Annotated in this window: 1 protein-coding gene; it reads right to left on the bottom strand. The window is 69.6% G+C overall.

Going from position 1 to position 332, the window contains the following annotated elements; all coding sequences use genetic code 11:
• On the bottom strand, positions 1-332 hold a 332-nt coding region (locus IF43_RS0135790; RefSeq protein ID WP_030211314.1), incomplete at both ends, for a phosphoadenosine phosphosulfate reductase family protein.

Below are 332 nucleotides of genomic sequence, written 5' to 3' on the forward strand. Positions count from 1 at the left end.
GAGGCGGGAGACGGCGATCTCGGCGATCACCGCGTCGAGCGTGGTGGCGTCGGAGTCGACGGCGCCGGTGCAGGACATGTCGCCGACGGTGCGGTAGCGGATGAGCCGCTTCTCGACCGTCTCGCCGTCCTTGGGGCCGCCCCACTCGCCGGCGGTCAGCCACATGCCGTTGCGGGCGAAGACCTCGCGCTCGTGGGCGAAGTAGATCTGCGGGAGCTCGATGCCCTCGCGGTCGATGTACTGCCAGACGTCCAGCTCGGTCCAGTTGGACAGGGGGAAGACGCGGACGTGTTCGCCGGGGGCGTGGCGGCCGTTGTAGAGCTGCCACAGTT

This window comes from Streptomyces sp. NRRL S-87 (assembly GCF_000719335.1).
Classification (GTDB): domain Bacteria; phylum Actinomycetota; class Actinomycetes; order Streptomycetales; family Streptomycetaceae; genus Streptomyces.